This window comes from Cronobacter muytjensii ATCC 51329 (assembly GCF_001277195.1).
GTDB classification, from domain to species: Bacteria; Pseudomonadota; Gammaproteobacteria; order Enterobacterales; family Enterobacteriaceae; genus Cronobacter; species Cronobacter muytjensii.
This window is the reverse complement of the sequence record NZ_CP012268.1, coordinates 1,632,759-1,654,267: the sequence shown is the minus strand read 5'-3', so window position 1 is coordinate 1,654,267 and position 21,509 is coordinate 1,632,759. Positions and strand designations below refer to the sequence as shown.

Sequence of the window (21,509 nt, the reverse complement as noted above, 5' to 3'; positions counted from 1 at the left end):
ATGGTGGAAACGCTGTTGCAGGTTCGCAACCTGAGCAAAACCTATCGCTACCGTACCGGCTGGTTTCGCCGCCAGACCGTCGAGGCGGTGAAGCCGCTGAGCTTCACGCTGCGCGAGCGCCAGACGCTGGCGATTATCGGCGAGAACGGCTCCGGCAAATCGACGCTCGCCAAAATGCTGGCGGGCATGGTGGAGCCGACCACCGGCGAGCTGGTGATTGACGACCATCCGCTGACCTTTGGCGACTACTCATTTCGCAGCCAGCGGATCCGCATGATTTTTCAGGATCCGTCGACGTCGCTGAACCCGCGTCAGCGCATTTCGCAGATTCTGGACTTTCCGCTGCGTCTGAACACCGATCTGGAGCCGGAAGCCCGCGCGAAGCGCATTAAAGAGACGCTGCGCATGGTCGGCCTGCTGCCTGACCACGTCAGCTATTATCCGCATATGCTGGCGCCAGGGCAGAAACAGCGCCTGGGCCTTGCGCGGGCGCTGATCCTGCGCCCGAAAGTCATCGTCGCCGACGAGGCGCTGGCGTCGCTCGATATGTCGATGCGTTCGCAGTTAATCAACCTGATGCTGGAATTACAGGAAAAACAGGGTATCTCTTATATTTATGTCACCCAGCATATCGGCATGATGAAACACATCAGCGATCAGGTGATGGTGATGCATCAGGGCGAGGTGGTGGAGCGCGGCAGCACCGCCGACGTGCTCGCCTCCCCGCTGCACGATTTAACTAAACGGCTTATCGCCAGCCATTTCGGCGAAGCGTTAACCGCCGACGCCTGGCGAAAAGACCGTTAATCCGCCATCTGTAGTGGTCGGATTAACTCATCCGGCGAGACATGTTAGAATCGCCGCGTTTTAACGACGGCTGGCGCTTTCGGCCTGCCGCCATAACAATGACGATAAGGATTAAAAGCTATGGGTTTTCTTACCGGTAAGCGCATTCTGGTGACTGGCGTTGCCAGCAAACTTTCCATCGCGTACGGTATCGCACAGGCTATGCACCGTGAAGGGGCTGAACTGGCGTTCACCTACCAGAACGACAAGCTGAAAGGCCGCGTGGAAGAGTTTGCCGCTCAACTGGACTCCAGCATCGTGCTGCCGTGTGACGTTGCGGAAGATGAAAGCATCGACGCGCTGTTCACCGAGCTTGCCAAAGTCTGGCCGAAATTCGACGGTTTCGTGCACTCCATCGGTTTCGCCCCGGCTGACCAGCTGGATGGCGACTACGTTAACGCCGTGACCCGTGAAGGCTTCAAAATCGCGCATGACATCAGCGCCTACAGCTTTGTAGCGATGGCGAAAGCCTGCCGCTCCATGCTGAACCCGAACGCGGCCCTGCTGACGCTCTCCTACCTGGGCGCCGAGCGCGCTATCCCGAACTACAACGTGATGGGTCTGGCGAAAGCATCTCTGGAAGCGAACGTGCGTTATATGGCTAACGCGATGGGTCCGGAAGGCGTGCGCGTTAACGCCATCTCCGCAGGCCCGATCCGCACCCTGGCGGCGTCCGGCATTAAAGATTTCCGTAAGATGCTGGCGCACTGCGAAGCGGTCACCCCGATCCGCCGCACCGTCACCATCGAAGACGTGGGTAACTCCGCCGCGTTCCTGTGCTCCGACCTTTCCGGCGGCATCACGGGTGAAGTGGTCCACGTTGACGGCGGCTTTAGCATCGCCGCGATGAACGAGCTGGAACTGAAATAATCTTCCGCTTTCGCGCTAAAGGGCAGGTTTTCAACCTGCCCTTTTTATTTATGCCTTTCTGATATTTGTTATCACCGAACAATCTTTTATCGCCGTTAAGTGTTACGCCAGGATAGTCGTGCGTGACCTGACCCGGCGTCTTGGCAGTTCGAGTCGTTCCGGGCGCTCATTTTCAGACAAGGAACGACCATGGAACAACGCCGCCTTACCGGCAAAAGCCACTGGTATCATGAAACCCAGTCCAGCCTCTGTCCGGCAGATCCGCTGCCGTTAGTTCCCGAAGCCGCAAAGGTAGAGGACCGTTTTCTGCTCGACCTGCCGCTGGACGACGAACAACGCGCGGCCCACGCGCCGTGGTGCGACGCCGCCCGCGCGCTAATCCCGTCGCTGCTGCCTGCAAAGCGCGATGTCACTCGCCTGCATACGCTTAGCGTGTATGACCGCCTCAGCACCGCGCTCACGGTGGCGCAGGTTTATGGCGTACAGCGACTGTGCAATCACTATGCCGCCCGCCTGGCGCCGGAGCCGGGGCCTGACTCTTCGCGCGAAAGTAATCGTCGCCTGACTCTGCTCACCCAGACCGCCCGCCAGCTGGCGAGCTTACCGACGCTTATCGACAGCGCTGCTCGCGCGCAGCTGGAAGAGGCGGGCCTGTCGGTGCACGACATCGTCACCTTCACCCAGATTATCGGCTTTGTGGGCTTTCAGGCCCGCGCGGTGGCGCTGTTGCAGGCGCAGCCCGGCCAGCCCGCGCGCTGGCTGCCGGGTATCGACATGCAACAGGACGCCCCTGCGGCGCGCTTTAGCGCGCCTGAACCGCGCTGGCTGCCGGATCTCCCGGCGCTTGAAATGGGCTGGGCGAGCGCCGATCAACAGGCGGCGTATAACGCAGCGCTCGACGAGCCGCTACTGCAACCGATGCTGTCGCTGCTGGCGCACGACGCCGCAGCGCTTCATGGACTCGCCTCGCTGCTGGACGCGCTGCGCGCTCAGGCAGTCGACCAGGACGCCGCGCTGGTCGCCATGCTCAGCGCACGCATTAACGGCAGCAGCAGCTGTTTTGCCGAGGCCGCCCGCCGCTGGCGCGGCGAGCCGAACCTTCCGGACGCGGTGCGCAACGGCGAACGGGCACTGCTCGCCTGGAGCCATAATCACCCGCGCGAACGCGCCATTATTCAGGCGATGCAGACGTTAATCCGCGCGCCGGCACGTTTCAGCCACACGCAATTGCAGCCGCTCGTGGAGGCAGGCGTCGACGAAAGCGCGGCATTGCGTCTGCTCGCCTTTGGCAGCGCCTGCGGCTGGGTGAACCGGCTGCGCCTCGGTCTTGGCGTGACGGTGTAGCGCCGCCCCGGCCTAAAGAGCGCTTGCCGGGAGGCGCGCAATCGCGTAAAACTGTCAGCCGCTCTTTTGGCCACGAAAATTCGACACTATGTTTCAGGATAACCCGCTGCTTGCGCAGCTTAAACAGCAACTGCATTCCCAGACGCCGCGCGCTGAAGGGGTAGTAAAAGCCACGGAAAAAGGTTTTGGTTTCCTTGAGGTTGACGCGCAGAAAAGCTACTTCATTCCGCCTCCGCAAATGAAGAAAGTGATGCACGGCGATCGCGTTATTGCCGTTATCCATACGGAGAAGGAAAAAGAATCCGCTGAGCCCGAAGAGCTTATCGAACCCTTCCTGACCCGCTTTGTGGGCCGGGTGCAAAAGAAAGACGATCGTCTGTCTATCGTTCCCGATCATCCCCTGCTGAAAGATGCCATTCCTTGCCGCGCCGAACGCGGCGTCAGCCACGATTTCCAGAGCGGCGACTGGGCGGTGGCTGAAATGCGTCGTCACCCGCTGAAAGGCGATCGCGGCTTTTACGCCGAGCTGACCCAGTTCATTACCTTCGGCGACGACCATTTCGTCCCGTGGTGGGTGACGCTGGCTCGCCACAATCTGGAGCGCGAAGCGCCGGACGGTGTGGCGACGGAGATGCTGGATGAAAACCTGACGCGTGAAGATCTGACCGCGCTCGATTTCGTCACCATTGACAGCGCCAGCACTGAAGATATGGACGATGCGCTGTATGTGGAAACGCTGGATGGCGATCGCCTGCAACTGACCGTCGCGATTGCCGACCCAACCGCGTGGATAGCCGAAGGCAGCAAGCTCGATAACATCGCCAAAGTGCGCGCGTTCACCAACTACCTGCCGGGCTTTAACATCCCGATGCTGCCGCGCGAACTTTCAGACGATCTCTGTTCGCTGCGCGAAGGCGTGGCGCGTCCGGCGCTGGTCTGCCGCATGATTATCGACGCGCAGGGCGCTATCAGCGACGAGATTCAGTTCTTCGCCGCGACCATCGAATCCAAAGCCAAGCTGGCGTATGACGACGTTTCCAACTGGCTGGAAGAAAAAGGCGACTGGCAGCCGGCGAGCGAAGCGATTGCCGCGCAGATCCGTCTGTTACAGCAGGTTTGCCAGCGCCGCAGCGCCTGGCGTGTGGAGCACGCGCTGGTCTTTAAAGACCGTCCGGATTACCGCTTCGTGCTGGGTGAAAAAGGTGAAGTGCTGGATATCGTCGCCGAGCCGCGCCGCATCGCCAACCGCATCGTGGAAGAATCCATGATCGCGGCGAACATCTGCGCCGCGCGTGTTCTGCGCGATAAGCTGGGCTTCGGCGTGTATAACGTCCATGCGGGCTTCGACCCGGCCAGCACAGAACAGCTGGCGACGCTGCTGCAAAGCCACGGCATGCATGTGGACGCGAACGACGTTCTTACCCTGCCAGGCTTCTGCAAACTGCGTCGCGAGCTGGACGCGCAGCCGTCCGGCTTCCTCGACAGCCGCATCCGCCGTTTCCAGTCGTTTGCCGAAATCAGCACCGAACCGGGCCCGCACTTTGGTCTGGGACTGGAGGCATACGCCACCTGGACCTCGCCTATCCGTAAGTATGGCGATATGGTCAACCATCGTCTGCTGAAGGCGATTATCAAAGGCGAAAGCGCGCAGCGTCCGCAGGAAGAGTCGACCGTGCAGATGGCGGAACGTCGTCGTCTGAACCGCATGGCGGAGCGCGATGTGGGCGACTGGCTGTATGCCCGTTTCCTGAAAGACAAAGCCGGTACCGATACCCGCTTCGCAGCGGAGATCATTGACGTCAGTCGCGGCGGTATGCGCGTGCGTCTGGTGGATAACGGCGCAGTCGCGTTTATTCCGGCCCCCTTCCTGCACGCGGTGCGCGATGAACTGGCGTGCAGCCAGGAAAACGGCACCGTGCAGATCAAAGGCGAAACCGTCTATAAAGTCACCGACGTTATCGACGTAACCATCGCTGAAGTGCGTATGGAAACCCGCAGCGTGATTGCACGCCCGGTTGCCTGACCCTCCACTCCCCGGCCCCGCCGGGGAGTTTTTCACCCCTCCCGCCTCGTCTGTTTCACTGTGTGAGCGCGCACATTTTTCCTGTCTCACTTGGGCATTTTTTCAAAAAACGATCACACTAACAGAGTGCGTCGTAATTTAACGCTTTGAGATTTAAGCGAAATGGCCATGTCGGCGGCGGATTATCCGCTTTCGCTGACAATATATTCCCGTAAAAACAACCGTTTTGCCTGTGATTGCCGGCTGAGTCCGGCTGTGCCGTTGCGCCGGGGCGTTTGCATCGCGCCTGGAGTGGGTTCGGGAGAGAGCATGAAAGACGACCTGGAGAATAATCTGCTGTACCGCTATTCCGGCGCCGCCAGCCCTTTCTGGCGCCTGCCGCTGGACAGCAACGCGCTACAGCTTGCCGCCAGCGAAGCGGCGGCCACCAGCCACGTGGTGCCGCTGACGCCGGAACAGGCTGCGCAGATCCGTACCATGGGGGTTATCACCTCAAGCGTTACCCTGTCGCTGTCGCTCTTTGGCGAACTGGTGCCGGTGCACCTGGTAGGCCGTAAGGTCTCCCGCAAGGAATGGGCTGGCACCGCCTCGGCCTGGAACGACACCACGTCCGTAGCGCGCGATCTGGTACAGGGGCTGTCGTTTGCCGAACAGGTGGTTTCCGAAGCCAATTCAGTGATTGTGATACTCGATCGCCACGGCAATATTCAGCGTTTTAATCGCCTGAGCGAAGAGTATACCGGCCTGAAAGAGCAGGAGGTCATCGGGCAGAACGTCTTTAAACTGTTTATGACGCCTGCGGAGGCGGCGGCGTCGCGCCGGAATATCACCGGTTTTTTTCGTAACGGCAGCTCTTACGAAGTCGAGCGCTGGGTCAAAACCCGTAAAGGCCAGCGCCTGTTTCTGTTTCGCAATAAATTTGTACACAGCGGCAGCGGACGCAATGAAATTTTCCTGATCTGCTCCGGCACCGATATCACCGAAGAGCGCCGGGCCCAGGAGCGGCTGCGCACGCTCGCCAACACCGACGCCATCACCGGGCTGCCCAACCGCAACGCTATCCATGAGATGATAAGTAACGCCATCGCCAGCCGTGGCGAAAGCCAGGTCGGTGTGGTCTATCTCGATCTCGATAATTTCAAAAAAGTGAACGACGCCTACGGGCATATGTTCGGCGATCAGCTACTCCAGGCGGTGTCGCTCGCGATTTTAAGCTGCCTTGAAAAAGATCAGGTGCTGGCGCGTCTGGGCGGCGATGAGTTTATCGTTCTGGCGACCGACACTTCACAGGCCGCGCTGGAGGCGATGTCCTCGCGGATAATCACCCGGCTGAAACATCCCTTTCGCATCGGTCTTATCGAAGTTTATACCGGCTGTTCGCTCGGCATCGCGCTGGCACCGCAGCACGGCGACGACCGCGAAAGCGTCATCCGCAACGCCGACACGGCGATGTACACCGCCAAAGAGAACGGGCGCGGGAAGTTCTGCGTATTTTGCCCTGAGATGAACCAGCGCGTCTTTGAATACCTCTGGCTTGATACCAATCTGCGCAAAGCGCTGGAGAAAAACCAGCTGGTTATTCACTACCAGCCGAAAATCACCGCCCAGGGCGAGGTACAGAGCCTGGAGGCGCTGGTGCGCTGGCAGTCGCCGGAGCGCGGTCTTATCCCCCCGCTGGATTTTATCTCTTATGCTGAAGAATCAGGGCTTATTGTACCGCTCGGGCGCTGGGTCATGCTGGATGTGGTGCGCCAGGTGGCGCAGTGGCGCGATGCGGGCATTGACCTGAGGGTCGCGGTGAATGTGTCGGCCCGCCAGCTGGCCGACCAGACGCTGATAAGCGATTTGCGTCAGGCGCTTGCCGACCTCAACTTCACGCAAAGCCCCATTGATGTGGAAATTACCGAAAGCTGCCTGATTGAAAATGCCGACCTGGCGCTGTCGGTGATTAACGAATTCAGCGCGCTGGGCGCCGAGGTGCATCTGGATGATTTCGGCACCGGTTATTCGTCGCTCTCACAGCTCGCGCGGTTTCCGCTTGACGCGATTAAGCTCGACCAGAGCTTTGTGCGCGATATTCATAAGCAAAAGGTGTCGCAGTCGCTGGTGCGCGCCATTGTCGCCGTAGCGCAGGCGCTTGATTTGCAGGTGATCGCCGAAGGCGTGGAGAGCAAAGAGGAAGACGCGTTTCTGACCCAAAACGGCGTCGACCAGCGACAGGGGTTTCTGTTCGCCAAACCGATGACCGCCGCCGCGCTGGAACGCTGGTATCAGCATTACCGCGCCGGGAAACAGACGCCGTAACCGGCGTCTGAGGGTAATGCCGTTAGCCTGCTTTACGCATGGCCGCGGCGGTATGGCGGTTTTGCAGCTGGATCAGGCGTTCCATATAACCCACGTCCTTGGGCTCCAGGCTGAACGCGGCGTCCACCCAGTCCTCGGTAATTTCCATCAGCTCATTACGCGAGAGCCGCAGCACGCGCTGGCGGGCGCGGAGCATCGCCCTCACGCCGTTGAGCCGCGGTTGCAGGGTATCGATAAACGTACGCGTCGCCACAAACCCCTGGCCGGGCTCAAACAGCAGGTCCACCAGCCCCTGCGGGTGATACCATTCCGCGGTGTGCGATTCGCCCTGATAAATCAGCTCCTCAGCAAGCCGCATCCCGGCGCGGCGCGTCACCAGCGAATATCCCCCCATGCCGGGGAAGAGATTAAAGGCGATTTCCGGGAACCCCATCCGCGCGTCGCGCTGGGCCAGCACAAAATGGTGCGCCAGCGCCGCCTCGAAGCCGCCGCCGAGCGCACTGCCCTCTACCATCGCAAGGCTGATAGCGCCACAGTCAAAACCGCGGGAGGCGGCGTGCACGCAATCCACGCAGGCGCGCGCATAGGCGCGGAGCGCTTCGCGTTTGCCGTTGCGAATGCAGTCGACAAAAAACTGCAAATCGCCGCCGGTGTTGTACATTCCGGGAACCAGCGAGCCGGTTACCCAGAAATTCACCTTCAGTCCGGCGTCCTGCACCAGATAGCTGAGGTTCATTATCTCTTCGATAAGGACATGGTTAAAACAGGGACGCGGCTGGGCCCGCAGCATCATCCAGATAATGCGGCGTTCTTCCTCATAAAACCCGGAAAGCTGAGTAAAACGCGCGGCATCGGTAAAGAGTTTGCAGGTCGATTGGTTGAAAACTGTCATAGTCTTTCCTCATGTAAGTTAACGCGTTATGCGCAGGATCAGACTAATTCACAGCGGCTTTTAGCACGGGACGACCGCCTGTTTTATAACCAATATTTATCTGTTAAAGCGAAATGATTGATTACTTAGGGGGAATAAGGCGGCGGGCAGCTTCTCTTTAGCGCTGCTTTTCTGCATCATGAGCCCTGTACCGACCGTAAAAAGGAAGCATTATGCCAACAGTAAATCCGCAGCAGCTGGCTGACCGTATCGATACCGTTCTGGATATTCTGGTGGCGGGCGATTACCACTCCGCCATCCATAATCTGGAAATTCTGAAGGCTGAACTGCTGGCGCAAAGCCAGCAGGGAGATGAGCCGGGGGATCAAAAAGAAAAGGCGCCCTGGGAGATCTGAGGCCTGGCGCGTCGGTTACAGGCTGAGCGTCCCGAAAGCCTGTTGCCACTCGCGCCCGAAGCCGTCCACCGCCGCCGCGACGGCAGGCGTGTTCAACAGCTGCCCGGCGACATCCAGCGGCAGCGTTATCGACTTGCACCCGGCGAGCAGACAGCCAAGCGCCTGCTGCGGCGTGCGAAAGCTTGCCGCGAGGACTTTTGACTGCGGGGCATGCAGCGTTAACAGTTGCTGCAGCGCGCGTACCGTGGCCACGCCGTCGCCGCCCTGCGCATCGAGACGATTTACGTAAGGCGCGACATATTCCGCCCCGGCAAGCGCCGCCATCAGCCCCTGCGCTGCGCCGTAAACGGCTGTGCCGAGCAGCGGAATGCCGGACGGTTTAAGGATTTTCATCGCGGCGAGTCCCTCTTCCGTGACCGGAATTTTCACCACGATGCCCGGCACACGCTGCGCCAGCATTTCCGCTTCACGTACCATGTCGGGCGCATTTACCGCGACAACCTGCGCGAACAGTTTACCTTCGCCATTCATCGCCTCCTGCAAAGCGGGCAGCAGATCCCAGAGTTTCACGCCAGCGCGCGCCACGATGGACGGATTGGTGGTGACGCCCTGCAGCGGCAGAATGCGGGCCAGGCGTTTTACGGCCGCGACGTCCGCGGTGTCGAGATACAGTTCCATAACGACTCCTGAATTGAGCAAGTTAACAGTGCCGCCATTTTAAATCAGCCGGTGCAGATAAAGCTGATCGCCATCAATAAAACTTTCATTCGAAAGTAACATTATTTTCGTAAGAAAGTTAAAGGGCGCGACCATTATGATCTTCAATCTGCAACGCTACTCCACCCATGATGGCCCCGGCATTCGTACCGTGGTCTTTTTGAAAGGCTGCTCGCTCGGGTGTCGCTGGTGTCAGAACCCTGAAAGCCGACGCCGGGAGCGCGACGTGCTGTTTGATGAGCGCCTGTGCCTGAGCGGCTGCGATCTCTGCAAACAGGCATGCCCGCAGGCTGTTCGCCGTGAGGCCGACGCGCTGATTATTGACCGCGCGGCGCTCAATGACGCGGCGCTGGATGCGCTGACCGACTGCTGCCCTACCCAGGCGCTGAGCGTCTGCGGCGAAACGCGCAGCCTTGAGGCCATCATGGAACAGGTGCTGCGCGACCGGGCTTTTTATGCGCGCAGCGGCGGCGGCATCACGCTCTCCGGCGGCGAGCCGTTTATGCAGCCCGCAATGACGCAGGCGCTATTAGAGCGCAGTCGCGAGGCGGGCATTCACACCGCCGTCGAATCCTGTCTGCATGTGCCGTGGAAATATATCGCTCCGTCGCTGCCGTATCTCGATCTGCTGCTGGCCGATTTAAAACATGTCGACCCGCAACGCTTTCACGACTGGACGGACGGCAGCGCCGAACGGGTACTGGATAATTTTCGCCGGCTCGCCGCGGCGGGCGTAGAAATGATTATCCGCGTGCCGCTGATCCCTGGTTTTAACGCCGATAAGGCGTCCATTCGCGCCATTACCGATTTCGCCGCCGATGAGGCTGGCGTTCACCATATCCATTTTCTGCCCTACCACACCCTGGGCATCAATAAGTACCGCCTGCTGGACTGGCCCTATCTGGCACCCGCGACGCCGCTCGACGAACCGGCGCTGCTGGCGTTTGCTGAAGATTACGCCCGCCAGAAAGGACTCACCGCCTGGATAAGAGGATAACCATCATGACTGAACTCAATCTCGATTTTCTTCCCGAGCGCATCAAAGCCCATAAAGCGGCGCTGGTGCAAATCGTCCGCCCGCCGGTCTGTACTGAGCGCGCGCAGCACTACACCCATATCTACCAGACGCATCAGGATAAACCGCTGCCGGTACGTCGCGCCCTGGCGCTGGCGCACCATCTGGCGAACCGCACTATCTGGATCAAGCATGACGAGCTGATTATCGGTAACCAGGCAAGCCAGGTGCGCGCCGCGCCGTTTTTCCCGGAATATACCGTCAGCTGGATTGAGAAGGAGATTGACGATCTGGCCGACCGCCCCGGCGCCGGGTTCTCGGTGAGTGCCGAGGATAAAGCGGTAATGCATGAAATCTGCCCGTGGTGGCGCGGCCAGACCGTGCAGGACCGCTGCTATGGCATGTTTACCGATGAGCAAAAAGCGCTGCTGGCGTCCGGCATCATCAAAGCGGAAGGCAATATGACCTCCGGTGATGCCCATCTGGCGGTGAATTTCCCGCTGCTGCTGGAAAAAGGCCTCGATGGTCTGCGTGCTAAAGTCGCGGAACGGCGCGCGCGCCTGGCGTTAACCGATCAGGGCGATCTGCATAAAGATCAGTTTTTAAAAGCCATCGACATCACGTTCAGTGCGCTGAGCGAGCATATCCTGCGCTACGCCGCGCTGGCGGCCCGTATGGCGCAGGCGGAGAGCCGTCCGGCACGGCGCGATGAACTGCTGGCTATCGCCGCTAACTGCGAGCATATCGCGCACCAGCCGCCCGCCTCCTTCTGGCAGGCGCTGCAGCTCTGCTATTTCGTGCAATTAGTATTGCAGATTGAGTCCAACGGACACTCTGTTTCCTTTGGGCGTCTCGATCAATATCTTTACCCCTGGTATCGCCGCGATGTGGAGCTTGAGCAGACGCTTGAACGTGAACGCGCCATCGAACTGCTGCAGAGCTGCTGGCTGAAGCTGCTGGAGGTCAACAAAATTCGCTCCGGCTCGCATTCGAAAGCCTCAGCGGGCAGCCCGCTCTACCAGAACGTGACCATTGGCGGCCAGCGCCTGCAAAACGGCGAACCAGTGGATGCCGTCAACCCGCTCTCCTGGGCCGTGCTGGAGTCGTGCGGCCGCCTGCGCTCCACGCAACCGAACCTGAGCGTGCGCTACCACGCCGGGATGAGCAATGATTTCCTCGACGCCTGCGTGCAGGTGATCCGCTGCGGTTTCGGGATGCCGGCGTTTAATAACGATGAGATTGTCATCGACGAGTTTATAAAGCTTGGCGTCAGCCGCGAAGACGCGTATGACTATGCGGCGATTGGCTGCATCGAAACGGCGGTCGGCGGCAAATGGGGCTATCGCTGCACCGGCATGAGCTTTATTAACTTCGCCCGCGTGATGCTGGCGGCGCTGGAAGGCGGTCGCGACGCCACCACCGGCAAAACCTTTCTGGCGCAGGAAAATGCGCTCTCCGCCGGCAACTTCAGCGGCTTTGATGACGTGATGGCCGCCTGGGATAACCAGATCCGTTACTACACCCGCAAATCAATTGAAATCGAGTGCGTGGTGGATACGGTGCTGGAGGAGAACGCGCACGACATTCTCTGTTCGGCGCTGGTCGATGATTGCATCGAGCGCGGCAAGAGTATTAAACAGGGCGGCGCGAAATATGACTGGGTTTCCGGCTTGCAGGTGGGGATCGCGAATCTCGGCAATAGCCTCGCGGCGGTGCGAAAAATGGTGTTCGAGCAGGGCGTGGTGACACAGCAGCAACTGGCGCAGGGGCTGAACGACGATTTCGCCGGGCTCACTGGCGAACAACTGCGCCAGCGACTGATTAACAGCGCGCCGAAATATGGCAATGACGATGACGATGTCGATTTGCTGCTGGCGCGCGCGTATCAGACCTATATCGACGAGCTGAAACAGTACCATAACACGCGCTTCGGACGCGGCCCGATTGGCGGTACCTATTACGCCGGCACGTCGTCTATCTCCGCCAACGTGCCGTTCGGCGCAGCGACCATGGCGACGCCGGACGGGCGCAAGGCCAGAACGCCGCTGGCGGAAGGCGCGAGCCCGGCATCCGGCACGGACCGTCTGGGGCCAACAGCCGTGATTAACTCGGTCGGGAAACTGCCCGTGGCGAAAATTCTTGGCGGCGTGCTGTTGAATCAGAAGCTTAACCCGTCCACACTGGATAACTTACGCGATCGCCAGAAACTGATGCAGATGCTGCGCACTTTCTTTGAGGTGCATAAAGGATGGCATGTTCAGTACAACATCGTGTCGCGTGAAACCCTGCTGGATGCCAAAGCGCACCCGGATAACTACCGGGATCTGGTCGTGCGCGTGGCCGGTTACTCCGCGTTCTTTACGGCCTTATCCCCTGACGCACAGGATGATATTATCGCCCGTACCGAACATACGCTTTAAATGAAACCGCGGTGGCGTTACGCCACCGCGCATAACGATGCAGATATGAACTCCCGACAACAAATCATTTTACAGATGGTGATTGACCACGGTCGCATGAGCGTGGCGGATCTCGCGAAAACGACCGGCGTTTCTGAAGTCACCATTCGTCAGGATCTGAACCTTCTCGAAAAGCAGAGCTATCTGCGCCGCACCCATGGATTCGCCGTACCGCTCGACAGCGATGACGTTGAAACCCGCATGATGAACAATTTCGCGCTCAAGCGTCGTCTCGCCGATTTCGCCTGTTCGCTTGTGAATGACGGCGAAACGGTCTTTATCGAAAACGGCAGCACCAACGCCCTGCTGGCGCGCGCGCTGGCGGAGCAAAAGAGGATAACGCTGATTACCGTGAGCAGCTTTATTGCGCATCTGCTGAAAGAAACCTCGTGTGAAATTATCCTCCTCGGCGGCATCTATCAGAAGAAAAGCGAAACCATGGTCGGCCCGCTGACGCGCCAGTACATTCAGCAGGTGCATTTCAGCAAAGCGTTTATCGGCATTGACGGCTGGTCGCCCGACACAGGCTTTACCGGGCGCGATATGATGCGCGCGGATGTGGTCAACGCGGTGCTGGAGAAAGGCAGCGAGGCGATTATTCTTACCGACAGCAGTAAGTTCGGCGCGGTGCATCCATACACGCTTGGCCCGACGTCGCGCTTCAGCCGCGTTATTACCGATGACGGTCTTAAAGAGACCGCGCGCGACGCGCTTAGCGCGGCCGGCCTGGCGCTGGATATTCTTTCGCCCTTTCCTGCCTGAATTTTACCGCCTGAATCTTTTGTGTTTAAAAACCGACCGGCGCGCCGTTTCAGGTGCGCCTTCGCTTGAGACTATTCTCAGCATCAATTAAGACTTTTTACCTGTCTGAATTCGCTTAAGAAATTAAAATTACCTTAGCGATATTACTGGATGTTGATTGTCACCTGCGTGATTCTTATTCCGTATCGCTGTACCGTTTCATGGTCAGGAACTTTAAGCTGCGATTTAGCCACTATACTTAAAGTGAGAAGCCTTTCCGTGAATCAATTATTCAGGAGAAAGTATTATGTCATTAAATTACAAAAAAGTGGCCGCGGCAGTGCTGGCCGTTACTCTGGCAACCTCTCTGAGCGCATGCTCTCACTGGTCCAAACGTGACCGCAACACCGCTATCGGCGCGGGTGCAGGTGCAATCGGCGGCTCCGTGCTGACCGACGGCAGCGCGCTTGGCACCCTCGGCGGCGCAGCAGTCGGCGGTATTATCGGTCACCAGGTTGATTAATCTGCGGCCCGCAAAAGCGTAACGCTTTGACGTATTACTCGCACCATCGAATAATTACAGGTCTGGCTATACCGCAGTAAACATAACAAAATAGCCACGGCGTCTTTGCCGTGGCTAACTATTAGCCGCCCGCCAGTTTAACTTTCATTCCTTTCGCCTCAAGCAGGCTTTTAATTAATTCCCGTTTGTCGCCCTGGATTTCGATTACGCCATCTTTGACTGAGCCGCCACAGCCGCATTTTTTCTTCAGTTCGGCAGCGAGCGTATTGAGCGCAGCGTCGTCAGCGTCAATGCCCGTGATAAGGCACACGCCCTTCCCTTTGCGTCCGCTGGTCTGGCGCTGGATACGCACCACACCGTCCCCTTTTGGGCGCGCAGGCGCGGCTTTCGGCTCCTCGATGCGCCCCGTTTCGGTGGAGTATACCAGGCGGCTATTATTATCGTTCATTATCCCTCCTGCTTCAGAGACGCCAGAATATCGCGCAGCGCCTGCGACGGGTTAGCCGCGCGAGTGATGGGACGTCCGATAACCATATAGTCGACGCCCGCCTGCTGCGCTTCGGCAGGGGTCATGATGCGACGCTGATCGCCCGCGTCGCTGCCCGCCGGGCGAATACCGGGCGTCACCAGCTTAAAATCCTGGCCAAACGCGGCTTTAAAACGCACCGCCTCATGTGCGGAACAGACCACGCCGTCGAGACCGCACTGCTGCGTAAGGCGGGCCAGTCGCTCCGCCTGCTCTGCCGGACTAAGCGTAATGCCAAGCCCCTGCAAATCGTCGGCTTCCATGCTGGTTAAGACGGTGACGGCAATCAGCAGCGGCGCGTCCTGACCGAACGAGGCCAGCGCCTCTTTCGCCGCCGTCATCATGCGCGCGCCGCCGCCCGCGTGGACGTTCACCATCCAGACGCCGAGCTCCGCCGCCGCCGCAACGGCACGCGCGGTGGTGTTTGGGATATCGTGAAATTTCAGATCAAGAAAGACATCAAAGCCGCGCGCAATAAGATCGCGTACCAGCTGCGGCCCGAACAGCGTAAACATCTCTTTGCCAACTTTCAGGCGGCAGTCACGCGGATCGATGCCATCCACAAAGGCCAGCGCACTGTCGCGGTTGTCATAATCGAGCGCAACAACCACGGGGGAATGGGTAACAGAATGAGAGGAGGATGCAATTAACGTCATGACCAGACCTTCTGACAGGCGCACCGGCGCGGCGCGGAGTTGATAAACGGCAAGCATTCTACCCGCCGACTGCCCAAATTTACAGGCAAGATCGCCCTGACTGACTTAGCAGCATAGTATCAGTGCACTGCCGTCAGCGCAGACGCCCTGAGATCATTTAGCATGTTGTAACTAAAAAGTCATTAAACCTCGCTGCCGCGAACGAGGCGCGGCAGGGGTGACAGAAGAAAAGGATTACTGGCCGTCGAGACCGCGGATAGGCTTAATTGTAGACCAGGCACGGCACGACGGGCAGTGCCAGTAGAGGGTGAAGGCTGTGAAGCCGCACTTCTGGCAGCGATAGCGCGGCTTAGTGCGCACCTGCTCGCCCACCATGTCGCGCAGCACCATCAGGCTCTCTTTCGCGCGCCCTTCTTCCGCCTCGTGGAGATGGTAATCCATCAACCTGTGGAATACGCGCATCGTCGGGTGGCGTTGCAGTTGCCGCGTGATATAAACCTGCGCGTTGTCTGCGCCTTCGCGCTGCTCCAGCACCTGCGCCAGCATCAGTTCGGCTTCCGCGCCGGTGTTTTCCTCCACGCAACGTTTGAGGAATTCCGCCCACTCGTCCGGTTTATCCAACTGCTGATAGCAAACCTGAAGCATTTCCAGCGTTTCGCTCACCAGCTCGCGGTCCTGTCCGATGACCTTTTCAAGCATCTCCACCGCGCGGGCGTAATCGCCGCGGGCCATAAAAATACGCCCCATCATAATCGAGACGCGGGCGCTGTTGCGGTCCGCCGCCGCGCCCTTTTTCAGCAGCGACATGGCGCGATCCATGTCTTCGTTGCTCATTGCCTGCAGCGCCAGCTCGCAGTAAAAGTGCGCTATTTCGACGCGCTGCTGCTCTTTACCGAGTTTCACCAGCCGTTCGGCGACATCAATGGCTTTCTGCCAGTCACTGGTAGCCTGATAGATTTGCAGTAGTTGCTGGAGCGCGCCGATGCGAAAATCGGTTTCGTCTACAAGCTGATTGAACATGTCTTCGGCGCGATCGTAGAGACCGGCGGCCATGTAGTCGCGGCCAAGCTGCTGCACCGCCAGCAGGCGCTGGTCGTAGGTCAGCGAGGCGCTTTCCATCAGAGACTGGTGAATACGGATGGCCCGGTCCACCTCGCCGCGCGAGCGGAAAAGGTTCCCCAGCGTCAGATGGGCTTCAACGGTGCCGGTATCTTCCTTGAGCATCTCAAGGAACAGATCCACCGCTTTGTCCTGCTGATTGGAGAGCAGAAAGTTCACACCCGCGACGTAATCGCGCGAGAGGCGGTTCGCTTCCTGCTCTTTATCCTGTTGCGCACTTCTGCGGCCCATATACCAGCCATACGCAGCGGCGACAGGCAACAGCAGAAACAACAACTCCAGCATAGAGGGTTAATCCTTAACAGCAGGCGCGGCGGCGCTGGCAGAGACCGGCTCTGCAGGCGTCAGCTGCTGCTCAAGGCGTTTTACTTTACGTTCGGCGCGCGCCAGTTGCAGACGAACGCGTAGCCAGAACAGCCCGCAGATTATCCAGCCGATAATAAAGCCTGCGCCGAACAGCGTCGCCAGCAGCGTAGAGATACGATAGTCGCCCTGCGCCAGCAGGAAATTAAATGTGACCTGTTGATCGTTTTGCGCGCCCAGCGTGACAGAAACGACGAAAATGGCTAATACCAGTAAAAAAATAATCAGATATTTCACATGACATCCCGTATGTGTTTTGTGCGACCTATGTCCCGGCCTCGGCTTACCGCGCTATACGTTATCATTTCCACCCTTTGCGTGAAATGATAAAGCGCCAGGACATCCTTTATATGTAGGGGCGTAACGGCGAAACTCAAGGCGCCGTCACTTTTCTGTATCGCGCCGCGCGATTTCCACCTTCTCTTCCACTGGCGGCGTCAGCGGGCCGCAGAGGCGCTGCGCAAGCCAGGCGGCAATAGTGACCAGTATCCAGGAGAGCAACGTCGCGACGACCAGATCGCGCGGCCAGTGCATACCCAGCAGCATCCGGCTGCCCATGACGCCGATAGCCCATACCGTAAGGACAGCCAGCGTCCAGGTACGCCGACGAGGCCAGAGTAACCCGAAGCCAAGCATCGCCCAGCTCGCGGCAAACATCGTATGGCCGGAAGGAAACGCGAAACCGGTCTCTTTCTGCCAGTGCTTACGAAGCCAGCCCGGAATATCGGTTTCGTTCTGAAGCTGCGCTTTGACCAGCTCGCCCCGCGCCTTGCGCTTTAAATTGTAGAACTCGTCGACCGGGATGTTACGGTTTTTTTCAAGCCAGATGACGAAAGGCCGCGGCTCCTGAACCTTTTCTTTAATCAGCGACTTAGACCACTGCCCCGCCATAATGACGATACCCAAGATAGCAAACAGCATCAGCGCCGGACGCAGACGAAAGCGCAGGCACCACAAAAACCAGCCGCACAGCAAAACGTGGGTAATAATGCCCCAGGGCTGGGTAACCGTTTCTGTCACCCAAAACAGCATTTTAAGCCATAGCGAGCCGCCGCCTGGCTCCCACTGCCAGCCTGAAACCCAGACGGCCAGCGGCATAATGAGTAGCAGGGCGGCGCCGACCGCGGTACGTTTTGCAATTGCCAGCATGTTCTCTCCTTTTTCCTGAAGTCCTTCAAGAATAACCGAAAATCGTGCAAGGCAGGATAGTTAGCTATCGATATGATTGTTCAACAGCGCACGCCAGGGTGAGGCGAATCCTGGCGGAATGTGGCAAAATAGACAGTAACAACAGAAAGCCAACAGACTGGCAGGCGCCTGCGGGCGTCAGAATATCCGGAGAATCACATGCAGCTTAAACGTGTGGCAGAAGCCAAACTGCCAACCCCCTGGGGCGATTTCCTGATGGTGGGTTTTGAAGAACTGGCAACCGGACAGGATCACGCGGCCCTGGTTTTCGGCGATATTTCCGGCGCCGAGCCGGTGCTCGCCCGCGTGCATTCAGAGTGTCTGACCGGCGATGCGCTGTTCAGCCTGCGCTGCGACTGCGGTTTTCAGCTTGAAGCGGCGCTGTCGCATATCGCCGAAGCCGGACGCGGCGTGTTGCTCTATCATCGCCAGGAGGGCCGTAACATCGGTCTGCTAAATAAAATTCGCGCCTATGCATTGCAGGATCAGGGCTACGACACGGTCGAAGCGAACCATCAGCTCGGTTTTGCCGCCGACGAGCGCGATTTCACGCTGTGCGCAGATATGTTTAAGCTGCTGGGCGTCGATGAAGTGCGCCTGCTGACCAATAACCCGCGTAAAGTCGAGATCCTCACCGAGGCGGGCATTAATATCGTGGAGCGCGTACCGCTGATTGTCGGGCGCAACCCGAAGAACGCGCACTATCTCGATACCAAAGCCGCCAAGATGGGACATCTGCTCTCCGGTCAGTAACCGGCGCAATAAAAAAGGCCTGCGATTGCAGGCCTTTTTGTTTTGGCTCGCCGTGTTAGCGCAGCATGTTACGAATAACGTAATGTAAAATGCCGTCGTTGCGGTAATAGGTCATCTCATTACCCGTATCAATACGACAGCGACATTCCAGCACCTCGCGGCTACCGTCGGCGCGGGTCAGCGTGACCGGCACGGTAGCGCCCGGCGTGAGCGACTGCAGATCGCCAATATCCAGCGTCTCATCGCCTGTCAGCCCCAGCGTTTTGCGCGTCACATCCTGTGGGAATTCCAGCGGCAGAATGCCCATCCCAATCAGGTTGGAACGGTGAATACGCTCAAACGACTCGGCGATCACCACACGTACGCCAAGCAGACGTGGGCCTTTAGCCGCCCAGTCGCGGCTTGAGCCGGAGCCATATTCTTTACCGGCGATCACCGCAAGCGGCGTGCCCTGCTGCTGATAACGCATGGCGGCGTCATAAATTGACATCACCTCGTTACCGGGGATAAGCCGCGTCATCCCGCCTTCCACGCCTGGCACCATTTCATTGCGAATACGGATATTGGCAAACGTGCCGCGCATCATGACTTCGTGGTTGCCGCGCCGCGAGCCGTAGGAGTTGAAATCCGCACGCTCTACGCCGTGGCTTTGCAAATAGCGTCCCGCAGGGCTGTCCGCCTTGATGCTGCCCGCAGGCGAGATATGGTCAGTGGTCACGGAGTCGCCCAGCATCGCGAGAATGCGCGCGCCGTGGATGTCCTGTACTGGCGCCGGTTCGGCGAGCATTTCATCAAAAAACGGTGAGAGACGAATATAGGTTGAGTCGTTCTGCCAGTCATAGGTGTCTGACGCCTCGACCTGAATAGAACGCCACTCTTCCGTACCTTCAAACACTTCCGCGTACTCTTTGCGGAACATATCCGTGGAAACTTCCTGCACGGCCTGCGCGATCTCCTGACCTGTCGGCCAGATGTCTTTCAGGTAAACCGGGTCGCCTTTACGGTCGTGACCAATCGGATCAGTCGCAAGGTTAATGTTCATATTCCCCGCCAGCGCATACGCCACCACCAGCGGTGGCGATGCCAGCCAGTTGGTTTTAACCAGCGGATGAATGCGGCCTTCAAAGTTACGGTTGCCCGAAAGCACCGCGCCGACGGTCAAATCGCCTTTCTTGATTGCCTGCTCAATGGGCTCCGGCAGCGGCCCGGAGTTACCGATACAGGTGGTACAGCCGTAGCCGACCAGGTTAAAGCCAAGCTCATCAAGCCACGGAGTGAGCTTCGCATGCGCCAGATAATCGGAGACCACTTTCGAGCCCGGCGCCAGCGACGCCTTCACCCACGGCTGGCGTTTAAGACCGAGTTTAACTGCCTTTTTTGCCAGCAAACCCGCAGCCATCAACACGCTGGGGTTTGAGGTATTGGTACACGAAGTGATAGCGGCAATAACCACCGCACCGTCCGGCAGCTCATACTGATGCCCGTTCAGCGTATAGCCAATTAAGTGCAGATCTTTTTTCGGCGAGTTCACTTCAAGCTCGGTGCTCGCGGCAAAGGCCGCAGGCACATCGCCAAGGCTCACGCGATCCTGCGGGCGTTTCGGGCCTGCGATGCTGGCTTCAACGGTGCCCATGTCGAGCTCCAGCGTACTGGTGAACACCGGCTCATCGCCAGGGTTACGCCACATACCCTGAGCTTTGGCATAGGCCTCCACCAGCGCCACCTGCTCTTCGCTGCGCCCGCTCAGGCGCAGATAGCCAAGCGTAACGTCGTCAATCGGGAAAAAGCCGCAGGTTGCGCCATATTCCGGCGCCATGTTAGCGATTGTCGCGCGGTCGGCCAGCGGCAGCGAATCGAGGCCGTCACCGAAAAATTCCACGAATTTGCCGACCACGCCATGCTTACGCAGCATCTGGGTGACGGTCAGTACCAGGTCGGTGGCGGTGATGCCTTCGCTCAGTTTACCGGTCAGGCGAAAACCCACGACATCCGGAATAAGCATTGAGACTGGCTGGCCGAGCATCGCGGCTTCGGCCTCGATACCGCCGACGCCCCAGCCAAGCACACCCAGGCCGTTGATCATCGTCGTGTGGGAATCCGTGCCGACGAGCGTGTCCGGGTACGCGACCATCGCGCCATCCTGTAATTCGCTCCAGACGGCTTTACCGAGATATTCAAGGTTGACCTGATGACAGATACCGGTTCCCGGCGGCACGACGCTGAAGCGGCTGAACGCCTGTTGGCCCCAGCGCAGGAACGCGTAACGTTCGTGGTTGCGCTCCATTTCAAGACGTACGTTCTCTTCGAACGCGTTATCGTCGCCGAAATGGTCAACCGTCACCGAGTGGTCGATAACCAGATCGACCGGCGAAAGCGGATTTACTTTCGAGACGTCACCGCCAAGACGCTTCACCGCCTCGCGCATGGCAGCGAGATCCACCACCGCCGGCACGCCGGTAAAGTCCTGCATTAAAACACGCGCCGGGCGGTACGCGATCTCGCGATCGGCATGCGCATGTTCAAGCCAGCCCGCGAGCGCCTGAATATCTTCCAGCGTCACGGTCTCGCCGTCCTGCCAGCGCAGCAGGTTCTCCAGTAAAACTTTCAGTGATTTAGGTAACCGCGCGATATCGCCCAGCTCCCGGGCGGCTTTCGGCAGGCTGTAATAGTGATAGGTTTTATCCTGCGCCTGTAAAGTGTCCTTGCTGGCTTCGCGTAGGGTCGACGACATAGCTCCTCCTTCAGTCCTGAGATAGCGATGCCCCGATTGTTATC

General features: G+C 58.7%; 19 protein-coding genes. 11 read left to right on the top strand and 8 right to left on the bottom strand.

The genetic code is table 11. The features are described from left to right. The 5 genes from sapF (at window position 1) to pdeR (ending at window position 7,387) form a co-directional block, all read left to right on the top strand. Window positions 1-807 carry a putrescine export ABC transporter ATP-binding protein SapF gene (sapF, locus tag AFK63_RS07675; RefSeq protein ID WP_038862637.1) on the top strand — a complete coding sequence of 269 codons (807 nt, stop codon included), beginning with the start codon at window positions 1-3 and terminating at the stop codon, window positions 805-807. A 120-nt stretch (window positions 808-927) separates the two neighbouring features. Further along, the gene (fabI, locus tag AFK63_RS07670; protein ID WP_004385358.1) at window positions 928-1,716 is read left to right on the top strand and encodes an enoyl-ACP reductase FabI; all 789 of its coding nucleotides are present in this window, start codon (window positions 928-930) and stop codon (window positions 1,714-1,716) included. 189 nt (window positions 1,717-1,905) lie between these two features. Continuing rightward, window positions 1,906-3,060, top strand: a complete 1,155-nt coding sequence (locus AFK63_RS07665) for a carboxymuconolactone decarboxylase family protein (RefSeq protein ID WP_038862636.1) — start codon at window positions 1,906-1,908, stop codon at window positions 3,058-3,060. Window positions 3,061-3,148: 88 nt separating this feature from the next. Further along, window positions 3,149-5,083: an exoribonuclease II gene (locus AFK63_RS07660; RefSeq protein ID WP_038862635.1), complete on the top strand. Its 1,935-nt coding sequence runs from the start codon at window positions 3,149-3,151 to the stop codon at window positions 5,081-5,083. Between the two features lie 309 nt (window positions 5,084-5,392). Continuing rightward, window positions 5,393-7,387, top strand: a complete 1,995-nt coding sequence (gene pdeR, locus AFK63_RS07655) for a cyclic di-GMP phosphodiesterase (RefSeq protein ID WP_038862634.1) — start codon at window positions 5,393-5,395, stop codon at window positions 7,385-7,387. Between the two features lie 22 nt (window positions 7,388-7,409). Here the strand turns inward: pdeR and AFK63_RS07650 are convergent, their stop codons facing one another. Further along, window positions 7,410-8,279 carry a crotonase/enoyl-CoA hydratase family protein gene (locus AFK63_RS07650; protein WP_038862632.1) on the bottom strand — a complete coding sequence of 290 codons (870 nt, stop codon included), beginning with the start codon at window positions 8,277-8,279 and terminating at the stop codon, window positions 7,410-7,412. Window positions 8,280-8,491: 212 nt separating this feature from the next. Here AFK63_RS07650 and AFK63_RS07645 point away from each other — a divergent pair, with 212 nt between their 5' ends. Further along, window positions 8,492-8,674 (top strand): YciZ family protein, encoded by a 183-nt coding sequence (locus tag AFK63_RS07645; RefSeq protein ID WP_038862631.1) that lies wholly within the window; start codon window positions 8,492-8,494, stop codon window positions 8,672-8,674. A 15-nt stretch (window positions 8,675-8,689) separates the two neighbouring features. Here the strand turns inward: AFK63_RS07645 and fsa are convergent, their stop codons facing one another. After that, entirely contained in the window at window positions 8,690-9,352 is a 663-nt protein-coding gene (fsa, locus tag AFK63_RS07640; RefSeq protein WP_038862630.1) for a fructose-6-phosphate aldolase, read from the bottom strand. A gap of 136 nt (window positions 9,353-9,488) precedes the next feature. On the opposite strand from fsa, the gene AFK63_RS07635 reads away from it, so the two are divergent. The 4 genes from AFK63_RS07635 (at window position 9,489) to osmB (ending at window position 14,129) form a co-directional block, all read left to right on the top strand. Continuing rightward, entirely contained in the window at window positions 9,489-10,388 is a 900-nt protein-coding gene (locus AFK63_RS07635; protein ID WP_038862629.1) for a glycyl-radical enzyme activating protein, read from the top strand. A 5-nt stretch (window positions 10,389-10,393) separates the two neighbouring features. Continuing rightward, window positions 10,394-12,826: a formate C-acetyltransferase/glycerol dehydratase family glycyl radical enzyme gene (locus AFK63_RS07630; protein WP_038862628.1), complete on the top strand. Its 2,433-nt coding sequence runs from the start codon at window positions 10,394-10,396 to the stop codon at window positions 12,824-12,826. A gap of 45 nt (window positions 12,827-12,871) precedes the next feature. Then, window positions 12,872-13,627 (top strand): DNA-binding transcriptional regulator YciT, encoded by a 756-nt coding sequence (gene yciT / locus AFK63_RS07625; RefSeq protein WP_038862798.1) that lies wholly within the window; start codon window positions 12,872-12,874, stop codon window positions 13,625-13,627. A 286-nt stretch (window positions 13,628-13,913) separates the two neighbouring features. Then, window positions 13,914-14,129, top strand: a complete 216-nt coding sequence (gene osmB / locus AFK63_RS07620) for an osmotically-inducible lipoprotein OsmB (RefSeq protein WP_038862627.1) — start codon at window positions 13,914-13,916, stop codon at window positions 14,127-14,129. Window positions 14,130-14,250: 121 nt separating this feature from the next. Here the strand turns inward: osmB and yciH are convergent, their stop codons facing one another. The 5 genes from yciH to pgpB form a co-directional block, all read right to left on the bottom strand. Continuing rightward, complete coding sequence (gene yciH, locus AFK63_RS07615) at window positions 14,251-14,577, bottom strand: stress response translation initiation inhibitor YciH (protein WP_038862625.1); 327 nt, start codon at window positions 14,575-14,577, stop codon at window positions 14,251-14,253. Continuing rightward, window positions 14,577-15,311, bottom strand: a complete 735-nt coding sequence (gene pyrF, locus AFK63_RS07610; protein WP_144420894.1) for an orotidine-5'-phosphate decarboxylase — start codon at window positions 15,309-15,311, stop codon at window positions 14,577-14,579. The genes yciH and pyrF overlap by 1 nt, the downstream gene beginning before the upstream one ends. 234 nt (window positions 15,312-15,545) lie before the next feature. Beyond that, a complete protein-coding gene (lapB, locus tag AFK63_RS07605) occupies window positions 15,546-16,715 on the bottom strand; it encodes a lipopolysaccharide assembly protein LapB (protein WP_038862620.1) in 1,170 nt (389 codons plus the stop codon). Window positions 16,716-16,721: 6 nt separating this feature from the next. Continuing rightward, on the bottom strand, window positions 16,722-17,030 hold the full coding sequence (locus AFK63_RS07600) for a LapA family protein (protein WP_038862618.1): 309 nt from the start codon (window positions 17,028-17,030) through the stop codon (window positions 16,722-16,724). A gap of 147 nt (window positions 17,031-17,177) precedes the next feature. Then, entirely contained in the window at window positions 17,178-17,942 is a 765-nt protein-coding gene (gene pgpB, locus AFK63_RS07595) for a phosphatidylglycerophosphatase B (protein ID WP_038862616.1), read from the bottom strand. A 198-nt stretch (window positions 17,943-18,140) separates the two neighbouring features. Here pgpB and ribA point away from each other — a divergent pair, with 198 nt between their 5' ends. Next, complete coding sequence (gene ribA / locus AFK63_RS07590) at window positions 18,141-18,734, top strand: GTP cyclohydrolase II (RefSeq protein WP_038862614.1); 594 nt, start codon at window positions 18,141-18,143, stop codon at window positions 18,732-18,734. A 55-nt stretch (window positions 18,735-18,789) separates the two neighbouring features. On the opposite strand, the gene acnA is transcribed toward ribA, so the two are convergent. Next, a complete protein-coding gene (gene acnA, locus AFK63_RS07585; RefSeq protein WP_038862612.1) occupies window positions 18,790-21,465 on the bottom strand; it encodes an aconitate hydratase AcnA in 2,676 nt (891 codons plus the stop codon). Window positions 21,466-21,509: the final 44 nt, after the last annotated feature.

Bases quoted from the DNA above. Each gene is read 5' to 3' on its own strand.
- sapF (WP_038862637.1), top strand. From the start codon at position 1: ATGGTGGAAACGCTGTTGCAGGTTCGCAACCTGAGCAAAACCTATCGC.
- fabI (WP_004385358.1), top strand. From the start codon at position 928: ATGGGTTTTCTTACCGGTAAGCGCATTCTGGTGACTGGCGTTGCCAGC.
- AFK63_RS07665 (WP_038862636.1), top strand. From the start codon at position 1,906: ATGGAACAACGCCGCCTTACCGGCAAAAGCCACTGGTATCATGAAACC.
- AFK63_RS07660 (WP_038862635.1), top strand. From the start codon at position 3,149: ATGTTTCAGGATAACCCGCTGCTTGCGCAGCTTAAACAGCAACTGCAT.
- pdeR (WP_038862634.1), top strand. From the start codon at position 5,393: ATGAAAGACGACCTGGAGAATAATCTGCTGTACCGCTATTCCGGCGCC.
- AFK63_RS07650 (WP_038862632.1), bottom strand. From the start codon at position 8,279: ATGACAGTTTTCAACCAATCGACCTGCAAACTCTTTACCGATGCCGCG.
- AFK63_RS07645 (WP_038862631.1), top strand. From the start codon at position 8,492: ATGCCAACAGTAAATCCGCAGCAGCTGGCTGACCGTATCGATACCGTT.
- fsa (WP_038862630.1), bottom strand. From the start codon at position 9,352: ATGGAACTGTATCTCGACACCGCGGACGTCGCGGCCGTAAAACGCCTG.
- AFK63_RS07635 (WP_038862629.1), top strand. From the start codon at position 9,489: ATGATCTTCAATCTGCAACGCTACTCCACCCATGATGGCCCCGGCATT.
- AFK63_RS07630 (WP_038862628.1), top strand. From the start codon at position 10,394: ATGACTGAACTCAATCTCGATTTTCTTCCCGAGCGCATCAAAGCCCAT.
- yciT (WP_038862798.1), top strand. From the start codon at position 12,872: ATGAACTCCCGACAACAAATCATTTTACAGATGGTGATTGACCACGGT.
- osmB (WP_038862627.1), top strand. From the start codon at position 13,914: ATGTCATTAAATTACAAAAAAGTGGCCGCGGCAGTGCTGGCCGTTACT.
- yciH (WP_038862625.1), bottom strand. From the start codon at position 14,577: ATGAACGATAATAATAGCCGCCTGGTATACTCCACCGAAACGGGGCGC.
- pyrF (WP_144420894.1), bottom strand. From the start codon at position 15,311: ATGACGTTAATTGCATCCTCCTCTCATTCTGTTACCCATTCCCCCGTG.
- lapB (WP_038862620.1), bottom strand. From the start codon at position 16,715: ATGCTGGAGTTGTTGTTTCTGCTGTTGCCTGTCGCCGCTGCGTATGGC.
- pgpB (WP_038862616.1), bottom strand. From the start codon at position 17,942: ATGCTGGCAATTGCAAAACGTACCGCGGTCGGCGCCGCCCTGCTACTC.
- ribA (WP_038862614.1), top strand. From the start codon at position 18,141: ATGCAGCTTAAACGTGTGGCAGAAGCCAAACTGCCAACCCCCTGGGGC.
- acnA (WP_038862612.1), bottom strand. From the start codon at position 21,465: ATGTCGTCGACCCTACGCGAAGCCAGCAAGGACACTTTACAGGCGCAG.